Origin of the sequence: Marinitenerispora sediminis, from assembly GCF_003336425.1 — a bacterium.
GTDB classification, from domain to species: Bacteria; Actinomycetota; Actinomycetes; order Streptosporangiales; family Streptosporangiaceae; genus Marinitenerispora; species Marinitenerispora sediminis.
This window is the reverse complement of the sequence record NZ_QEIO01000037.1, coordinates 23,796-41,489: the sequence shown is the minus strand read 5'-3', so window position 1 is coordinate 41,489 and position 17,694 is coordinate 23,796. Positions and strand designations below refer to the sequence as shown.

13 protein-coding genes and 1 pseudogene are annotated in these 17,694 nt (G+C 73.4%); 5 read left to right on the top strand and 9 right to left on the bottom strand.

Annotated elements, in window-relative coordinates; genetic code table 11:
• Nucleotides 1–601: 601 nt before the first annotated feature.
• The 3 genes and pseudogenes from DEF28_RS29190 to DEF28_RS09780 form a co-directional block, all read right to left on the bottom strand.
• Nucleotides 602–783, bottom strand: a pseudogene (locus tag DEF28_RS29190) (IS982 family transposase); the annotation flags it as partial.
• A 634-nt stretch (nt 784–1,417) separates the two neighbouring features.
• Nucleotides 1,418–1,882 (bottom strand): acyl-CoA thioesterase, encoded by a 465-nt coding sequence (locus DEF28_RS09785; protein ID WP_114397754.1) that lies wholly within the window; start codon nt 1,880–1,882, stop codon nt 1,418–1,420.
• A gap of 119 nt (nt 1,883–2,001) precedes the next feature.
• On the bottom strand, nt 2,002–4,104 hold the full coding sequence (locus tag DEF28_RS09780; RefSeq protein ID WP_114397753.1) for a prolyl oligopeptidase family serine peptidase: 2,103 nt from the start codon (nt 4,102–4,104) through the stop codon (nt 2,002–2,004).
• Between the two features lie 203 nt (nt 4,105–4,307).
• On the opposite strand from DEF28_RS09780, the gene DEF28_RS28795 reads away from it, so the two are divergent.
• Together DEF28_RS28795 and DEF28_RS09775 are read left to right on the top strand one after the other, a co-directional pair.
• Complete coding sequence (locus DEF28_RS28795) at nt 4,308–4,430, top strand: hypothetical protein (protein WP_258861877.1); 123 nt, start codon at nt 4,308–4,310, stop codon at nt 4,428–4,430.
• Nucleotides 4,427–4,972: an HNH endonuclease gene (locus tag DEF28_RS09775; RefSeq protein WP_114397752.1), complete on the top strand. Its 546-nt coding sequence runs from the start codon at nt 4,427–4,429 to the stop codon at nt 4,970–4,972. Before DEF28_RS28795 ends, DEF28_RS09775 begins: the two co-directional genes overlap by 4 nt.
• Before the next feature lie 52 nt (nt 4,973–5,024).
• Here the strand turns inward: DEF28_RS09775 and DEF28_RS09770 are convergent, their stop codons facing one another.
• Both DEF28_RS09770 and DEF28_RS09765 read right to left on the bottom strand, forming a co-directional pair.
• Complete coding sequence (locus tag DEF28_RS09770; protein ID WP_114397751.1) at nt 5,025–5,435, bottom strand: type II toxin-antitoxin system VapC family toxin; 411 nt, start codon at nt 5,433–5,435, stop codon at nt 5,025–5,027.
• Complete coding sequence (locus DEF28_RS09765; protein ID WP_114397750.1) at nt 5,432–5,701, bottom strand: type II toxin-antitoxin system Phd/YefM family antitoxin; 270 nt, start codon at nt 5,699–5,701, stop codon at nt 5,432–5,434. The genes DEF28_RS09770 and DEF28_RS09765 overlap by 4 nt, the downstream gene beginning before the upstream one ends.
• Before the next feature lie 142 nt (nt 5,702–5,843).
• Here DEF28_RS09765 and DEF28_RS09760 point away from each other — a divergent pair, with 142 nt between their 5' ends.
• A complete protein-coding gene (locus tag DEF28_RS09760; protein ID WP_114397749.1) occupies nt 5,844–6,056 on the top strand; it encodes an FmdB family zinc ribbon protein in 213 nt (70 codons plus the stop codon).
• A 69-nt stretch (nt 6,057–6,125) separates the two neighbouring features.
• Here the strand turns inward: DEF28_RS09760 and ilvD are convergent, their stop codons facing one another.
• Nucleotides 6,126–7,997, bottom strand: coding sequence for a dihydroxy-acid dehydratase (gene ilvD, locus DEF28_RS09755; RefSeq protein WP_114397748.1), 1,872 nt, complete (start codon nt 7,995–7,997; stop codon nt 6,126–6,128).
• Nucleotides 7,998–8,252: 255 nt separating this feature from the next.
• Nucleotides 8,253–9,083: a nuclease-related domain-containing protein gene (locus tag DEF28_RS09750; protein ID WP_374058113.1), complete on the bottom strand. Its 831-nt coding sequence runs from the start codon at nt 9,081–9,083 to the stop codon at nt 8,253–8,255.
• 164 nt (nt 9,084–9,247) lie between these two features.
• Here DEF28_RS09750 and DEF28_RS09745 point away from each other — a divergent pair, with 164 nt between their 5' ends.
• Nucleotides 9,248–10,678, top strand: coding sequence for an amidase (locus tag DEF28_RS09745; protein WP_114397746.1), 1,431 nt, complete (start codon nt 9,248–9,250; stop codon nt 10,676–10,678).
• Nucleotides 10,679–10,691: 13 nt separating this feature from the next.
• On the opposite strand, the gene DEF28_RS09740 is transcribed toward DEF28_RS09745, so the two are convergent.
• Nucleotides 10,692–11,906, bottom strand: coding sequence for an MFS transporter (locus DEF28_RS09740; RefSeq protein ID WP_114397745.1), 1,215 nt, complete (start codon nt 11,904–11,906; stop codon nt 10,692–10,694).
• Nucleotides 11,907–12,790: 884 nt separating this feature from the next.
• Here DEF28_RS09740 and malQ point away from each other — a divergent pair.
• Nucleotides 12,791–14,836, top strand: coding sequence for a 4-alpha-glucanotransferase (gene malQ / locus DEF28_RS09735; RefSeq protein WP_114397744.1), 2,046 nt, complete (start codon nt 12,791–12,793; stop codon nt 14,834–14,836).
• Nucleotides 14,837–14,915: 79 nt separating this feature from the next.
• Here the strand turns inward: malQ and pepN are convergent, their stop codons facing one another.
• The gene (pepN, locus tag DEF28_RS09730) at nt 14,916–17,462 is read right to left on the bottom strand and encodes an aminopeptidase N (protein WP_114397743.1); all 2,547 of its coding nucleotides are present in this window, start codon (nt 17,460–17,462) and stop codon (nt 14,916–14,918) included.
• Nucleotides 17,463–17,694: the final 232 nt, after the last annotated feature.

Genomic DNA, 17,694 nt, shown 5'->3' with positions numbered 1-17,694 from the left:
CGGTGAGAAGGGTGTCCAGGTTTCGTGTCACGACTTAACCATCGGGCACCCTTCGCCATGTCCGCGACCTCCTCAGACATCGGACTCAATCATCTAGACGAGTGGTTCCTTTGTGGTGGGTGGTTGTAGGCGATCGGGGACGTGGCCACGGGTGCGCGGGTGTGGTGGTGCCGGATCGCCGCGGCCATGGCCGGGATCCGCTGGCCGACCCGGACTGTGACGCCCTTCGAAGGTCCGCCCGCCGTGGCGCTCCGGGTTCGAGCTGACCTTCGACGGGTGTCGTTGACTGATGCGATCGACTGCCGCACCCCTTTGAGCAGGTGCTCGCCGGGCCGGGCCCGCTCGCGTTTGCAGGAGGGCCGCTGAAGGGGGCTGCGGCAGCGTGGTCCCCCGCGTGCGGAGCTCGGCCTGGAATGCCCGGGAGGCGAGGTCCTTGTCGGCGGTCGGCAGCAGCCCGGGCGGGTGGGCGGCCGGGTCCGGCTCGGCCTCCAGCATCGCGGCCCAGGCGTCGCGCTCGTCGGCCTTGGGGCTGGCCAAGGCCCAGGGGACGGGCATCCCGGCGGGGGTGCGGACCGGGAACAGGCGCAGTGCCCAGGAGAACCGGGACGAACCGCATGCAGCGGGCCTCGGAGGTGAAGCCGACCAGCGCCTGGGCCACGGCCAGGCACAGCAGCTCGGGGTCGGTGAGCTGGGGCGGGTGTCCCGTGCACCGCTCCACCTCCAGTCCGTCGTCGGTCTTGACGTTGAGTGCGGTCAGGAGGGCGTGTTCAGGTCTTGCGTCACAGCATGGTCTTGGACGCCCTCTCTTCACGCCCGGACACCCACCAGGCATCGGAACTACCCGTCTAGGGCAGGGCCTCGGACGGCGCGGAAGGCCGTACGCCGTGGGACTCCCCGGGCCGTTCCCGCCCGCCCACGCCCTCCGTGCGGCAGGAGTGTGCGCCGCGGCGGGGATCGGCCGGGCCGCCAGCTCCGGGAGCCGCGCGGGAGGACGCGGTAGGTTCCGACCTGGTCGGCACCTCGCGCTCCCCCTGACTCGGCCACGTGGACGGCCCGCTGGTCACCCGCCCCGCCTCCCGGGGACCCGCGTGGCGGCCGCCCGCCGAGATGCGACGACGGGACCGGCCTGGGTACGGCGGACCGGGGCGGCGGGCCGGGGCGGCGGTAGGAGGCGCCACTCCGGGCGCCCGTGGGCCCGGTTGCGGGAATGGCGTCCGGCCGTACCACGGAGCGCCCTCTGACGCTGCGGTCAGGGGCGGTCGGGAAGCAGGGGCATCGGCTCCGCACCCCCGTCGCCAGGACCGCAGGTCCTTCGACCGGCGTCTGCGAGGGCGGCGCGGGCAGCGGCGCCGGTTCCGCTGGTTCCGGAGAAGCGGGACCCGGATGAGCGCCCGTGGTGCGGGAACGGCGCCGGGGCTCAGCCGGCCGGCCGCAGGTAGCCGGCGAGGTGCTCGCGCTCGGCGTCGTCGAGCCGCCGGACGCGCTGCGTCTCCGGGTCGAAGCCGACCAGCACCGACGTGGCGCGCAGGTAGAGCCGCCGGTCGTCGCGGATCTCGTAGGCCAGGGTGAAACTGGCGTTCTTCACCTCGGTCACCCAGGTCTCCACGCGGACCGGCTCACGGCGCAGCTGGAGCGGGCGCACGTAGTCCACCTCGTGGCGGGCGACCACCAGGCCGCCGAACCGGGCGCCCTCGGGGTCGACGTCCCAGCGCAGGAACGCCACCCGGGCGTCCTCCAGGTACGTCAGCATCCGGACGTTGTTGACGTGGTTCAGCGGATCGAGGTCGGCGAACCGGACCTGCGCGAGATGGACGTGGCGCTGACCATGCCCGTCCGCCGCCGTGCGGCCGTCCGTCCCGGTCTCCGTCGCGACCTGTGCCACGGTGCTCCGTCCCCCCTCGTCGGCGTTGTCCGCACCCGATTGTGCCAAGCGGCGGGAGCGGTCCGCATCCGGACCCGCTCCCGCCGCTCCGGCGGCGGCTCCCCCCGGTGGCCGCCGCGTCACTCGGCCGGGACCTCCAGACCGGTGTGGCGGGCGAGGAAGGCGAGCTGGTCGGCGCTGAGCCGCACGCTGCGGCTGACCGAGCGGGCGCTGTGCCCGACCTCCGCCTCGCGGCGCAGCACGATCGGCCGCTCCTCGGGGTCGGCCGACGTCGCGTACTGCAGCGCCGCGCACGTCTTGCGGGCGTGCAGGGGGTCCACGCGGGTGTCGTTGTCGAACACGGTGAACAGCGTCGCCGGGTACCGCACGCCCTCCCGCACGTTGTGGTAGGGCGAGTAGGCGAGCAGCCAGGCGAGGGCCTCCGGGTCCTCGGCACTGCCGTACTCCACGTTCCACAGCTGGCCGAGCCCGAAGCGCTCGTAGCGCACCATGTCCAGCAGCGGAGCGGAGCACACCGCCGCGGCGTACAGGTCCGGGCGCTGGGTGACCGCCGCGCCGACCAGCAGCCCGCCGTTGCTCCCGCCCATGACGGCGAGCCGGTCGGCGGTCGTCACCCCGGTGGCGATCAGGTGCTCCGCCGCGGCGGTGCAGTCGTCGAAGACGTTCTGCTTGTTGCCGAGCATCCCGCCGCGGTGCCACTGCTCGCCCTCTTCCAGCCCGCCGCGCAGGTTGGCGACCGCGTAGACGCCCCCGGCCCGCACCCACGCCAGCGCGGTGGCCGAGAAGCCCGGGGTCAGCGAGACGGAGAAGCCGCCGTAGCCGTACAGGATCGTCGGCCGCGGGCCCGGGGCCGGGTCGGGCGGCGAGATCACCAGCATCCGGACCGTGGTGCCGTCCCGCGACGTGTAGGCCACCTGCTCGGTCCGCACGTCCGGCCGGGGCACCGAGCCCGGGGCGACGGCCCACTGGCTGACCTCTCCGGAGCGCGCGTCGTAGCGGTACACCTGGACCGGCGTGGTGTTGTCGGTGTAGGTGAACCACGCCTCGTGCCCGCCCTCGGGACGCTCCACCAGCCCGCCGACGGATCCGAGCCCGGGCAGCGGCACCGTCCCGCGCCGGGCGCCGGTGGCGAGCTCGTGCACCGTGACCTCGCTGACGGCGTGCCGCCGCCAGCCGGCCAGCAGCAGCGGGGTGTCCAGCTCCGCGCCGTCCAGGATCGCGAAGTCGCTGAGCACCGCGTCGGGGTCGGTCTCGACGAGCGGCCGCCAGTGCCGGTACTCCGGACGGTGCGGCTCGGTCACGCAGAGCCGGCCGCGCGGCGCGTCGCGGTCGGTGAACAGGTACAGCCGGCCGTCGCGCCCCACGTAGGGCGACACCTCGGCGTCCACGCCCTCCTGGATGGCGTTCAGGCGCGGCGTCTCCGGGCCCGTCTCGTGCAGGTCCGCGATCCAGGCGTCGTTGCGGGACGCGGTGCCCTTCGTGGCGGTGAGCAGCAGCCACCGGCCGTCCCGGCTCACCGATACCCCGTAGTACTCCGTCTTGTCGCGCCCGTCGCCGAAGACGAGCACGTCGTCGTCGACCGGGGTGCCGACGCGGTGCAGGTACACCCGCCGGTGGTACTGCTCCTCGCCCTCCGGTACCTCGCCGGGCGGGAGCCGGCGCACGTAGTAGAACGCCTCACCGTCGGGCAGCCACGCGATGGGCGAGTACCGGCAGCGGTCGATCGGCCCGTCCACCACCGTGCCGGTGGCGACGTCCATGATCCGCAGCCGCGACTCCTCGTCGCCGCCTTCGGAGATCTGGTAGGCGAGCAGCCGGCCCGCGCGGTCCGGGCGCCAGGAGTCCAGCGTCGTGGCCCCGCTCGGGTCGAGGGCGGTCGGGTCGACCAGCACCCGCTCCGTGCCGTCGGAGGGCTCCACCGTGTACAGGACGCCGTGCTCCTGGTCGGCGGTCCGCCGGGTGAAGAACCGCCGGTCGCCGCGCCAGACGGGCGCGCCGACGAATCCGGCCCCCATCAGCTCCTGCACCTGGGCGCCGAACCACTCGCGACCGGGCAGCGCGGCGGCGATCTCGGAGAACAGCGCGTCCTGGCCGTCCGCCCACTCCTTGGTGGGCCGGCCGCCGGCCTCCTCCAGCCAACGGTAGGGGTCAGCGACGTCGTGCCCGTGCAGGTTCTCGATCAACGGCAGCCGCTCGGCGGCGGGGTAACGGCGATGAGGCATGGCATGAACTCTATCCGGCGCCGGGGTGGCCCTCCCGGGCCCAACGGCCCGGGCGGTTCCGGGCGAACACGTGGCGCCGTCGGCGGGACCACGCCGCGTCGTTTTGGTGACACCCCCGGTAAATGGGGTGGCGGTAACCAGGTCCGACCAAGCAAACTGAATGCGGGACGTTACTCGGCGGGAACCACCCACGGGAGGTCCGTGTGGGAACACAGACAGTACCGGCCGTCCGGCCGGTCCACAGGGAGGTCGCCTGGCTGGCCGACAGGCTGGCCGGGGACGAGACACGGCTGGTCGGCACGCCGCCGGCCCGGGAGCTGGTATGAGCGCCGGGCGCGGTACGGAGGGCGCCACAGTCAGCCGCCACGTACTGCTGCTCAACGCCAGCTATGAACCACTGACCACCGTACCGCTGCGCCGGGCGATCCTGCTCGTGCTGCGGGAGAAGGCCGAGGTCGTGCACGGTGACGCCACGGGCACCGTGCTGCACTCGGCGACCACGGCGCTGTCGGTGCCGTCGGTGATCCGGCTGCACCGCTACATCCGGGTGCCGTACCGGCGGCGGGTGCCCCTGACCCGGGTGGCGCTCATGCGGAGGGACAGCTACCGCTGCGCTTACTGCGAGAAGCGCGCCGAGACCATCGACCACGTCATCCCGCGCAGCCGCGGCGGCGCGCATGTGTGGGAGAACGTGGTCGCCTCCTGCAAGACGTGCAACCACCGGAAGGCGGACCGCCTCCTCGACGAGCTGGGCTGGAAGCTGAACGTCACTCCCACCGTCCCGCGCGGACTGCACTGGCGGCTCATCAACGGTGAGCAGCACGGCGATCCGCTCTGGGCCCCCTACATGGCGAGAGCCGCAGCCTGACCGCGCGCCCCGGAGCCGGGACCGGTCCCACCCGGCTCCGGGACGCGCGGTGTCAGGAGAGCCCGGGAGCCGCCACCGGCAGGCCGATCGCCTCGGCGGCGTCCAAGAGCCGCTTGTCGTAGGCGACAAAGGCCGTAACGGTGCGGCTGTGCTGGATGAGCACCTCGACGGTGGCGAGATGGATGGCGTCCAGCGACCGCAGATTCGGATCCTCGTACGCGGCCGCGGTGGCGAGGATGACCGGCGTCATCTCGATGAGGTGCAGAGACGACAGGATGCCTGGGACCGCCCTCAGGCGTCCGGGGGCCGATCTGCGCAGCGCTCGGGGGACTTCGACCTGGACCAGTGAAGACGCGGCGAGCGATTCACCTGGCGATCGGTTGTCCAGCCATTCGACCAGGTCCGCGGAGTGAAGCTCGGTCCGCGCCAGCTTGACCAGCGCCGCGCTGTCGAGGTAGATCACAGACGGTCCTCGCGCAGCTCCGAGACGATGTCGGCGGTATCGACGTCCATTGCGGGTTCGCCTGGCGGAAGGGTGAACGCGGCAGGTGACGTGGGCGGCCTGACCCAGCCCTGTTCGATCAGGTCGTCAAGTTCGCCGCTGTTCACCGGGACGATCCGGGCCACCGGGCGACCCCGGTTGGTGATCTCGAAGGTCTCACCGTGGGCGACTTGGGCGATGACACCAGTGGTGTCCTGGTTCAGTGTGCGGATAGGGATGCTCTCCATGCCCCGTATTGTAGAACATCTCGTTCTACATGATATGGGGGTGAGCGACGCGAGTTCCGCGCCCGGCTCACATGGGAGGAATGGCGAGGTCTCTCCGCGAACGGTTCCCCGTCCGGGCGGGATGTGTTTCTATTCTGGTGCCATGCCTCGTTACGACTACCGCTGCCGCGCCTGCGGTGACACCTTCGAACTGTCCCGACCCATGGCGCGGGCCAACGACCCGGCCGAGTGCCCGCGGGGGCACGACGACACCGTGAAACTGCTGTCCACCGTGGCCGTCGGCGGAGTCGCCACCCAGCCCCCCGGCGGTGGTGGCGGCGGCTGCTGCGGTGGCGGGTGCTGCGGCGGAGGTTGAACCGCCGCCTCGCACACGCGTGAGGGGGCGCCGCGACCGCGGCGCCCCCTCAGCGGATCAGCGGGCCGGTCAGGGCCGCGGGCCGGACAGCTGGTCGACGTCGCGGGCGGCGCCGGTCGAGGCCGACGTGGCCATGGCGGCGTAGGCGCGCAGCGCGGCGGTGACGGGACGGTTCCGGTCGCGGGGGCGGAAGCCGCCGAGCTCGGCGAGCAGCCGCTTGCGGCGGGCCGCCAGCTCCTCCGCGGAGACCTCCAGCGTGATGCCGCGGTTGGGGATGTCGATGCTGATGACGTCGCCGTCCTGGACCAGTGCGATGTCGCCGCCGGCCGCGGCCTCGGGGGAGGCGTGGCCGATCGACAGCCCCGACGTGCCGCCGGAGAACCGGCCGTCGGTGATCAGCGCGCAGGCCTTGCCCAGCCCCCGGCCCTTGAGGAAGCTCGTCGGGTAGAGCATCTCCTGCATGCCCGGGCCGCCCTTGGGGCCCTCGTAGCGGATGACGACGACGTCACCCTCGACGACCCGCTTGTTGAGGATGCCCTCGACCGCGTCCTCCTGGCTCTCGAACACCTTCGCCGGGCCCCGGAAGGTCCACAGCTCCTCCTCGACGCCGGCCGTCTTGACGATGGCGCCGTCGGGGGCGAGGTTGCCGTGCAGCACCGCGAGCCCGCCGTCAGCGGTGTAGGCGTGCTCGACGTCGCGGATGCAGCCGGCCGCGCGGTCGCTGTCCAGGGTGTCCCAGCGGGCGTCCTGCGAGTAGGCGCGGGTGGTCCGCTTGCCGCCCGGGGCCGCGTGGAAGAGGTCGACGGCCTCGGGGAGCACGTTCTCCGACCGGATGTCCCACGCGTCGAGGAACTCGCCGACCGTCCTGCCGTGCACGGTGGGCAGCGAGGTGTCGATGAGGCCGGCGCGCGCCAGTTCGCCCAGGATCGCGGGGATGCCGCCTGCGCGGTGCACGTCCTCGATGTGGTACTTGTCGGTGTTCGGCGCGACCTTGCACAGGCACGGGACACGCCGGGAGAGCGCGTCGATCTCCGGCAGGCCGAACTTCACGCCGGCCTCGGTCGCCGCGGCGAGCAGGTGCAGGATCGTGTTGGTCGAGCCGCCCATGGCGACGTCCAGCGCCATCGCGTTGGCGAATGCCGCCGGAGTGGCGATCGACAGGGGCAGCACCGAGGAGTCGTCGTCCTCGTAGTAGCGCCGGGCGGCCGTGACGACCAGCCGCCCGGCCTCCTCGTACAGCCTGCGCCGGGCGACGTGGGTGGCCAGCACCGTGCCGTTGCCCGGCAGCGCCAGGCCCATGGCCTCGGTGAGGCAGTTCATGGAGTTGGCGGTGAACATCCCGGAGCAGGAGCCGCACGTGGGGCAGGCGGCCTCCTCCAGGACGCTGAGCTCGGCATCGGAGACGCTCTCGTCGGCGGCGGCGACCATCGGGTCGATCAGGTCGAGCTTGCGCACGGTGCTGGCAGTCCCGTTGACGACAGTGACCTTGCCGGCCTCCATCGGGCCGCCGGAGACGAAGACCGTGGGGATGTTGAGCCGCATGGCGGCGAGCAGCATGCCCGGGGTGATCTTGTCGCAGTTGGAGATGCACACCAGCGCGTCGGCGCAGTGCGCGTTGACCATGTACTCCACGGCGTCGGCGATCAGCTCGCGGCTGGGCAGCGAGTAGAGCATTCCGCCGTGGCCCATGGCGATGCCGTCGTCGACCGCGATGGTGTTGAACTCCCGCGGCACGCCGCCCGCCTCGCGCACCGCGTCCGCCACGACGTCGGCCACCTCGCGGAGGTGGACGTGCCCCGGCACGAACTGGGTGAAGCTGTTGGCCACGGCGATGATCGGTTTGCCGAAGTCCTCAGCCTCCATGCCGGACGCGCGCATGAGGGCGCGAGCGCCGACCATGTTCCTGCCGTGGGTGACCGTGCGTGAGCGAAGCGCGGGCATGGGGTCAGCTCCCGTCGATGCGAACTCTGTACCGGACACCGGGAGCGGGAGCGGACCGGCGGCCTCGGCCGGGAGTCGCCGCTCCGCGGGGTCGGCCTCGACCGCCGGTCCCCCTCACCCGGGTCCGGCAAACGTGCAGTTCCCTCGATGGTAGCCCGCTTCACCACCCGGTCGTGTCTCGGAGACGAAGACCCATTGCTCGAATAGTGAGACGGGGCGGTGGTTGGACCACCGCCCGTCGTCGCGCTGTCCGGATCAGTAGGCGGGCGGAAGCACCCGCTCGGCCGCCTGGTGGATCTCCTCGATCTCCTCCGGCGACAGCCGGTCCTGGCCGCTGCGCAGCCACTTGCGGACCTTGGTACCGGTGATGATGTCGACGCCGCGCAGCCGGTGGCTGTCCCACGGCATGCTCGGCCCGTAGATGGCCAGGGCCGCCCGGACGCTGATGGTGCGGCCGAGTTCCGCGCTGATCAGCCGCTCGGCGTTGCGCGCCTCCTCCAGCGCCTCGTCGATGCGCTCGTTCTTGGAGAACCGGCCGTGGTAGAGCTTCTCCAGCTTGTTGCGCAGCGGGAGCCGCTTGTCCCACGACTCGGAGTCGATCGCGAACGCGCCCCGGCGCCCGACGATGAAGTGGTCGATCTGGCCGTTGCCGTCGGAGATGCGGCGCGCGTGCAGCACTCGGTACCCGAGGCGCTCCATGACCCGCAACTGCACCTCGGTGCGCCGCTGCGCGGCCGAGGGGCGCTGCCACTGCGGCACGTCGGACTGCCGGCTGCTGCGCACCACGAAGAAGACGAGCGTCCCGACGCCGAAGACGGCGCCGATCCGCCAGTCCTGGGTGAGGAATCCGGTGCACAGCCCGACCACCGCGGCGATCAGGCCGCGGACCGCCCAGCGCCTCGGGGCGCCGGGCTTCACGAGTGCCTGGTAGGAGGCGCGGGCGGTGTCCTTGGGGCCCCTGCCGTCACGCGGACGCGAGCGGCTGCCCCGGGGGGAGACGAAGGGCGACGTCGACCCCGACTCCGCGGCCTCGGCCCGCTTCGCGGCCGAGGTCTTGCCGTTCTTGGCGCTGGTTGCCGATTCCACGCTCCAGAAGCGTAGTTGCATCTCAGACGCTCTCCTAGTCCATCACAACGCACACTTCCGTTTCCCCGGGATGGACGTTTGTCACGTGTTCGACCGCGCCACAGGGGGAATGATCATCCTTCGCCACCTCTCTAGAGAGGCGGCGGGGCGGCTACGGTCGTCGCGTGACCGAGATCCATGACCTCACCGCGATCCAGCAGGTGACGGCGGTCCGCCGCCGCGAACTCTCCCCCGTCGAGATCACCGAGCACTACCTCGCCAGGATCGAGCGACTGAACGACCGGGTCGGCGCCTACATAACGGTCGCCGCGGAACAGGCGCGGCGGCAGGCCCGATTGGCGGAGCAGCGCTTGGTGTCCGGACCGCCGGACGACCGGCCGCCGGCGCTCCTGGGGCTGCCGGTCCCGATCAAGGACCTGGACATGGTCGCCGGCCTGCCCTGGACCCGGGGGAGCGGGCTGTTCGCCGGGCAGAGGGCCCCGGAGGACGAGGCGTTCGTCGCGCGGCTGCGCCACGCCGGCGCCGTCTTCATCGGCAAGACCAACACCCCGGAGTTCGGCCTGCCCTGCTACACCGAGAACGAGATCGCGCCGCCCGCCCGCACACCGTGGGACCTCACCTGCTCCGCGGGCGGGTCCAGCGGCGGCGCCGCGGCCGCGGTCGCGGCGGGCCTGGCACCGGTGGCGCAGGGCAGCGACGGCGGCGGGTCGATCCGCATCCCCGCGAGCGTCTGCGGGCTGTTCGGCATCAAACCCTCCCGGGGGAGGGTGAGCGCCGCGCCGCGCCGGTCCGACCTCCTCGGGCTCGCCACCACCGGCCCGCTCGCCCGCACGGTGCGCGACGCGGCGCTGCTGCTCGACGCCCTGGCGGTGTCCGTCCCCGGGGACCACTACACCGCCCCCGCGCTCCCCGGCGGCCGGACCTTCCTGGAGCAGGCCGACCGCGACCCCGGGCGGCTGCGCGTCGCCCGGTTCAGCGCGCCGCCGGTCAGCGGGGTGCGGCCGCACCCCGATGTCCTGGCCGCCTACGAGTCCGCTACCGCGCTGCTCAGCGGCCTCGGACACGACGTGGAGGAGATCGACACCCCGTTCGACGACACGCTGTTCGCCCTCTTCGAGGAGGTCTGGGCGGGCCTGGCGTCGGCGGCGCCGGTGCCGCCCGGAGCCGAGGACCGGCTCCAGCCGATCACCCGGTGGCTGCGGGAGCGGGCGGACCGCTCCTCCATCCGCGCCTTCCTGACCGCGGCCGCCGGCCTCCAGCAGGCGGTCCGGGCCGCGCTTCCGCGCCTGGCGGCCTACGACGCGGTGCTCACCCCCACCCTGGCGAGCCCGCCGGTCCCCGTCGGCCACTTCACGGCCGGCGGCCCAGCCCAGGAGTACCGCGCCATGGTGGACTTCACGCCCTACACCTCGATGTACAACGTCACCGGCCAGCCCGCGGTCAACGTGCCGCTGCACGTCGACGGCGCCGGCCGGCCGATCGGCGTCATGCTCGCCGGGCGGCCCGGCGACGAGGCCACCCTGATCGCGCTCTCCGCCCAGCTGGAGGCCGCGCGGCCGTGGCACGGCCGCACACCGCGGATCTGGTCGGCCTGACCTGGCCGGAGCCTCACGCGGTGCTCCCCGGCCGGGCGGGGGACCCGGGGACGAACAGCGTGAGGACGGCGGCGGCCGCCGCCAGGACGGTCGCACCGGCCACGCCGCTGGCGGGACCGCCGGTGTCGACCAGCCAGCCGGCCAGCGGCGCGGCCAGCGACACCCCCGTGGTCGTCGCCGTGGTCAGCCATCCGAACGCCTCGGCGCGGCGGTGCTCCGGCGCGAGTTCACCGAGCCGGGTCATGGCCGCCGCCAGGGTGGGGGCGATCGCGAGGCCGGCGACGAAGAACCCCGGCGCGACCAGCCACGGCGAGGGCAGGGTGGCCAGCGGCGGCAGCAGGGGCAGCACGAGCGCGAGCCCCAGCGCGGCGGCGAAGGCGCGCCGGGGCAGCCGCGGCGTTCCGGCCAGCGCTCCGGCCGTGAGGCCGCCGATCGCGGATCCCGCCGCCCACACCGCCGCCACGCCGCCCGCGAGCCCGGGCGTGCCCAGCTCGCGGGCCCATGCGACGATCACGAGGTCGACCGCGCCCAGCCCGCCCGCGAGCAGCAGGCAGACGAGCGCGATCAGCGCGAGCGGCGGCCGGGCCATCAGCGAGCGGCGCTGTGGTTCGGCCGGGCCGGTCCTCCCGCTGTCGGGGACCCGCGCGAGGCCGGTCCGCCGCAGTGCCACGGCGAAGCCCACCGAGCCGATCAGGGCGATGGCAGCCATCAGCCCGACCGCGAATTGCGCCCCGGCCAGCCCGACGGTGGCGGCCGCGAGGAGCGGGCCGACGATGAACAGCAGCTCCTGGAGGGTGGCCTCCGTCGCGTACATGGTGTCGCGGACCGGCCCTGTCGTGATCCGGGGCCACAGCGCCCGCCCGATCTGGCTGGCCGGCGGCTGGAACAGTCCGGTGGCCACTGCCAGCGGGATCGACAGCCACCACAGCCGGGCGGGCAGCAGCAGGATGGCCAGCAGGCCCCCCGCGAAGACCAGCCCGCACATCAGCATCAGCCGGTCGGTGGCGCGGGTGTCGGCCATCCGTCCCCGCATCGGCCCCGCGAGCGCGGTGCCGATGGTGAGGCCGCCCGCCACCACGCCGGCCAGCGCGTAGGAGCCCGTCCACCCGGCGACCAGGAAGGTGACGGCGATCGCCAGTCCGCCGACGTGCAGCCGGGCGAACAGCGACCAGAAGAGCAGGAGCGGGAGATGGGGAACGTCGAGCAGCCGACGGTACGAACGCAGCACTTCTCGGATTATGCCGGGCCGTACCGACGAACTCAGGTGCTTTTCCTGGTGGTGGCCCGGGCGCCGGGCCCCGGCCGGCGCGGCGCTCCCACCGCGGCGAGGCCGGGCGGCGCCCGCCCGGGGCGCGGAGCGGCCGCTGAGCGCGGAGGCGCGCACTGCCGCGGGGCGGGGGCGGCCCGGCGCCGCGGAACCGCCCGCCCGGGCCCGGCCGGGAGCGGCCACGCGGCGGCGCCCCGCACGTCCCGCGGGCCCCACCCGGTCCACCGCTGCCTGCTGTGCCGGGACACCCTGGACATCCGCCGCGAATCGGAACTACTCGCCGGGCGGAGCAAGCGAGAACGCCACCATGCGAGGCGAGGTTCGCGCCCTTGCGCGAAGACGTGCTGGGGAGAACCGCGCTTCCGGGCGTCGGGGCTGGTAGATCATCAGGGACGTCCTGCTGGCTCCGCCTTCCGGAATCGAGTAACCACAGTAGGCCCGCCCGCCTTGGTCGTCACCGGGTCCTTTTCAGCTGGATACCAGGATGGGTTTGTTGGGGCCTCGTGCGTCTGCCCCGCTTTCCGAGTCGCCGAAAGTGTCGCATCCCCTGTCGGCATCCTCCACGGTGACGGAGCCGCCCTCGCCGGTCACGGGCGGGGCGGGTGCTGCTGATAGGGCCAACCGGAGGAATGCTCGTCGGTACCGGTATCCATGAAGGCCTGAACAACCTGGCGCAAGGCGTGGTGCCCGGCTGTCGGTAATGGGTGCGGTTCCCCTGGGACGCCGACGGGCCACCGGGGCAGGACGCCGCTACCCAGGCGAGACCGCGGCCCCGGAACACCTTTACGAACACGAGCACGGGCGCGCCCCCGGCCATGGGGACGCGTAGGGCATGATCGGTGGCTGTGAGTGATGCCGACCTGGTCCAACTGGCGGAGGAGTTCGGCGTCGCGACGTCCTACGCGGACTGGCGCGGCGTGCGGGTCCCCGTGTCCGTCGACACGCTGCGGCACGTGCTGGCCGCCCTCGGCGTCGACGCGGCCCGGCCGGCCGCGGCGCTGCGGGAGCACCGCGCACACGCGGCCGCCCGGCTGCTGCCGCCGGCGGTCGTGGCGCGCCTGGGCCGCACTCCCGAACTGCCCGCGGCGGCCCGCGACCACGCCCAGGTCGAGCTGGACACCGGGGCGTGGACCAAGCCCGGGGCCGACCTCCCCCTCGGCCGCCACCTGCTGCACGTCGAGCGCGCCGGCCGCACCGCCACGGCACCGCTGCTGGTGGTGCCGGACCGGCTGGAGCCGCCCGCCGAGGTCCGCGACCGCCGCGTGTGGGGGCTGATGGTGCAGCTCTACTCGCTGCGCTCCCGGGCGTCCTGGGGGATGGGCGATCTGCGCGACCTCGCCGAGCTCGCCGACTGGAGCGCCCGCGACCTCCAGGCGGCGTTCACCCTCATCAACCCCATCCACGCCACCGAGCCGACCACGCCCATCGAGCCGTCGCCCTACCTGCCGGTGAGCCGCCGCTACACCAGCCCGCTCTACGTGCGGATCGAGGACGTGCCGGAGTACGCGCGCCTGGACCCCACCCAGCGGGAGGCCATCCAGCGGCTGGCCCGCCCGCTGCGCGACCGCGGGCACACCGCCGACCTGCTGGACCGCGACGTCGTGTGGCCGGCCAAGCGCGCCGCGCTGGAGATCCTGTACCAGGTACCGCGTACGCCCGCCCGTGAGGCCGCGCTCGCCGCCTTCCTGGAACGGGAGGGCCCCGCCCTGGTGGAGTACGCGACCTGGTGCGTCATCGCCGAGGAGTACGGCCACGACTACCGGACGTGGCCGGCCCGGCTGCGCGACGCCGGGGCGCCGCAGGTCGCCGAGGAAGCGCTGCGCTGCTGGCCGCGGATCGACTTCCACCGGTGGACCCAGTGGATCATCGACGAGCAGCTGGCCGCCGCCCAGGCCGCCGCCCGCGCCGCCGGGATGCCGATCGGCGTCATGCACGACCTCGCGGTCGGCGTGCAGAGCGGCGGCGCCGACGCCTGGACGCACCGGGACGTGCTGGCGGGCGGCGTCACCGTCGGCGCGCCGCCCGACGAGTACAACCAGCAGGGCCAGGACTGGGCGCAGCCCCCGTGGCACCCCGTGCTGCTGGCCGAGCGGGGCTACGAGCCGCTGTCCGGCCAGCTCCGCCAGGCGATGCGGCACGCCGGCGGCATCCGGGTGGACCACGTCATGGGCCTGTTCCGACTGTGGTGGGTGCCCGCCGGCGCGTCGCCCGCGCAGGGCACCTACGTGCGCTACGACCACGAGGCCATGGTCGGCTCCCTGCTGCTGGCCGCCCGGGAGGCCGATGCCGTAGTCGTGGGGGAGGACCTCGGCACCGTGGAACCGTGGGTCCAGCGCCACCTCGCCGACCGCGGCGTGCTCGGCACCTCCGTGCTCTGGTTCGAGCGCGACGGCGACGGCAGGCCGCGCCGCCCCGAGGAGTGGCGCACCGACTGCCTCGCCACGGTCGCCACCCACGACCTGCCGCCCGTGGTGTCCTACCTGTCCACCGAGCACGTCGACCTGCGCGACCGGCTCGGCCTGCTCACCCGGTCCGCGGCCGAGGAGCGCGCCGACGCCGAGGCGCACGTCGCCGCGTTCTGCGACATGCTCGTCCGCCTGGGGTTGCTCGACCCCGACACCGACCCCGTCTCCCAGCCCACCGCCGTGGTGGCCGCGCTGCACGCCTACCTGGCGCGCACCCCCTCCCGGATGGTGGGCGTCGCCCTCGCCGACGCGGTCGGGGAACGCCGCATGCAGAACCAGCCCGGGACGAGCGACGAGTACCCCAACTGGCGGATCCCGCTCACCAACGCCGAGGGGGAGCCGGTGCTGCTGGACGAGCTGATGGTCGATCCGCGGCTCACCGCGTCGCTGCGCCGGGCCCTGCGGCCCCTCACCGACCCGCGGTAGCCGCCGGACCGCACGAGGGCACCCGGGACAGCGGACGGCCGCCGCGCCGGGCGCGGCGGCCGTCACACGGCGGACCGGACTAGCCGGCCGCGGCGTCCTTCGCCCGGGCGCGCAGCGCGCGCTCCACGCCGGCGCGGCCCTCGATGAGCAGCCGGCGCAGCGCCGGGGCCGGCCGCTCCTGCTCGATGTAGGCGTCCGTCGCGCGCAGTGTCTCCTCCTCGATCAGGGAGCCCGGGTAGGCGAGTTCGGCGAAGGTCTGCGCGAACTCGCCCGTCCAGTTCCGCCACGCCTCGCCGACCAGCGCGAAGTAGCGGTCGCGGTAGGGGCGCAGCAGCTCGGCGTGCGCCGGCTCCGAGAAGCCGAGCAGCGTCGCGCGGAACTCCGCGTTGGCCATCTTCTCGGCCGAGCGCAGCCGGTCCCACGTCAGCGCCTTCGCCTCCACCGTGGGGATCGCCGCCCGGCAGCCGGCCGCGGAACGCTCGCCGGCGGCCGTGGGGTCGGACTCCAGTTCGGCCGCGATCTCCGCCTCGCCGGCCTGGCCGCGCGCCACGAGCCGGCGCAGCAGCGTCCACCGCAGGTCGGTGTCGATGGCCAGGCCCTCCACCGTGATAGCGCCGTCGAGCAGTCCCTGCAGCAGCGACAGGTGCTCACCGGACACGGCGGCGTCGGCGAAGCCCTGCGCGTAGACCAGCTGCAGGTCGCTGCCGGGCTCGGCGGCGGTGAGCAGGTCGCGCAGCCGGTCGGCGAGCCGGGCGAAGCCGGCGTCGCGCGACTTCGGGTCGGCGTAGTTGTACAGCGCCGACACCGCCTGGCGCAGCAGCATCTGCGCCACGGAGACGTCGGTGACCCCGCCGATGCCCGAGATGACGAGGCTGACGTAGTCGCGGGCGGCCATTTCGGCGTCGCGGGTCATGTCCCACGCGGCCGAGAAGCCCAGCGCCCGCGGCAGCGAGCCGCGGATGTCGCCGATCGACTCGATCACCGTGCGCAGCGAGCGCTCGTCCAGCCGGATCTTGGTGAACGTCAGGTCGTCGTCGTTCACGAGCACGAGGTCCGGCTGGGCGTGCCCGACCAGCTGCGGCACCTCGGTCCGCTCGCCCGCGACGTCCAGCTCCACCCGCTCGCGGCGCACGATGCCGTCCGAGGTGCGGTCGTACAGCCCGATGGCCAGCCGGTGCGAGCGCAGGGTCGGGTGCTCGGGAGCGGCCTCCTGCAGCACGGCGAAGGAGGTGAAGGCGCCGTCCTCGCCGACGGTGAACTCCGGCCGCATCGTGTTGACGCCGGCGGTCTCCAGCCACTCCCGCGACCACGTGGACAGGTCGCGGCCGGACGCCGCCTCCAGCTGGCGGAGCAGGTCGCCCAGCTCCGTGTTGCCCCACGCGTGCTCGGCGAAGTAGGCGCGCACCCCGGCGAAGAACGCGTCGACGCCGACGTAGGCCACCAGCTGCTTGAGCACCGAGGCGCCCTTGGCGTAGGTGATGCCGTCGAAGTTCACCTCGACGGCCTGCATGTCGGGGATGTCCGCGGCGATGGGGTGGGTCGAGGGCAGCTGGTCCTGGCGCAGTGCCCACGCCTTCTCGACGTTGGCGAAGGTGGTCCAGGCGTCCTGCCACCGCGTGGCCTCGGCCTGGCAGTACACGCTGGCGAACGTCGCGAACGACTCGTTCAGCCACAGGTCGTCCCACCAGCGCATGGTGACGAGGTCGCCGAACCACATGTGCGCCATCTCGTGCAGGATGGTCTCGGCGCGCCGCTCGTAGCGGGCGTCGGTCACCCGCGAGCGGAAGACGTAGTCCTCCAGGAACGTCACCGCGCCCGCGTTCTCCATGGCGCCGGCGTTGAACTCCGGGACGAACAGCTGGTCGTACTTCTCGAACGGGTACCGCAGGTCGAACAGCCCGTGGTAGAAGTCGAAGCCCTGCTTGGTGACCTCCAGGATGGCGTCGGCGTCCAGGTGCTCGGCCAGGGAGGCGCGGCAGTACACGCCCAGCGGGATGCCGTCGTGCTCGTCGCGCACCGCGTGGTAGGGCCCGGCGATAAGCGCGGTGACGTAGGTGGACAGCGGCTTCGTCGGCGGGAAGTGCCAGCGCGCCTTGGGCCGGTCCGCGTCGGCCACCGGCTCCCGGACGGCGTCCGGAGCGGTGTTGGAGACCACCTCGAAGTCCGCCGGGGCCAGGACCGTGAGCTCGAAGGTCGCCTTCAGGTCCGGCTGGTCGAAGCACGCGTACATCCGGTGCGCGTCGGCCGTCTCGAACTGCGTGTACAGGTAGGCGTTGCCGTCCACGGGGTCGACGAAGCGGTGCAGGCCCTCGCCGGTGCGCATGTAGGCGGCGTCGGCCACCACGCGCAGCTCGTTGCTCGCCGCCAGCTCGGGGAGGGCGATGCGCCCGTCGGCGACCACCTCGGCGGGGTCGAGCGCGCGGCCGTTCAGCTCCACGGACCGCACCCGGGGCGCGACGAGGTCCACGAAGGTGCGCGCTCCCGGCTCCGAGCTGTCGAACCGGATGACGGTGGTCGACGCGAACGTCTGATCGCCTCCGGTGAGGTCGAGCTCGACGTCGTAGGAGGTGACGTCGAGGATCCGAGCCCGTTCCCTCGCCTCGTCGCGCGTCAGGTTGCCCGCCACGTACCGCTCCCTTCAGGGCCGCCGTCCTCGCCGGCCGTGGTCGATGGCCGCCGGGTGCCGCGGACGGCGGCACCCGTGGCGACCTCGGATGCATTGCGGAATCGATCCTGCCACGCATGCCCGCGGAATGCGGAACCCACCACGGCGGTTGGCTGATGGTGGAAGGAGCCGCATGCGGCCATGCGCCACTCCGCCGCGACCGGCTCCCCGCTCTGTGCGCCGAGGACGTGAG

Bases quoted from the DNA above. Each gene is read 5' to 3' on its own strand.
- DEF28_RS09765 (WP_114397750.1), bottom strand. From the start codon at position 5,701: ATGGAGAGCATCCCTATCCGCACACTGAACCAGGACACCACTGGTGTC.
- ilvD (WP_114397748.1), bottom strand. From the start codon at position 7,997: ATGCCCGCGCTTCGCTCACGCACGGTCACCCACGGCAGGAACATGGTC.
- DEF28_RS09775 (WP_114397752.1), top strand. From the start codon at position 4,427: ATGAGCGCCGGGCGCGGTACGGAGGGCGCCACAGTCAGCCGCCACGTA.
- DEF28_RS09780 (WP_114397753.1), bottom strand. From the start codon at position 4,104: ATGCCTCATCGCCGTTACCCCGCCGCCGAGCGGCTGCCGTTGATCGAG.
- DEF28_RS09760 (WP_114397749.1), top strand. From the start codon at position 5,844: ATGCCTCGTTACGACTACCGCTGCCGCGCCTGCGGTGACACCTTCGAA.